Here is a 258-nt window from a genome sequence, read left to right as displayed (position 1 = left end):
CCGTCCCCTGGGCCCTCGAAGCCCAGCGGATCCTCGCCGAAGACTGGGGCGTCTCCGCCGACGTCTGGTCCGTCACCTCCTGGAACGAACTGCGCCGCGACGGCCTCGCCGCCGAGGAAGAAGCCTTCCTCAACCCCGGCCAGACCGCCCGCGAACCCTTTGTCACCAAGCAGCTCGCCGGTGCGCAGGGACCCGTCGTCGCCGTCTCGGACTACATGAAGGCCGTCCCGGACCAGATCCGGCAGTTCGTCCCGAACG

The 258-nt window shown here is 69.8% G+C and carries 1 protein-coding gene; it reads left to right on the top strand.

The genetic code is table 11. The features are described 5' to 3' along the window. A partial coding sequence (locus tag AC5RWD_RS23360) for a transketolase-like TK C-terminal-containing protein (RefSeq protein WP_494022286.1) occupies positions 1–258 on the top strand: 258 nt, incomplete at both ends.

The organism is Arthrobacter sp. CMU6 (genome assembly GCF_059090205.1).
Note: the sequence above shows the minus strand (reverse complement) of the source record. Positions and strands in the feature narration are given on the sequence as shown.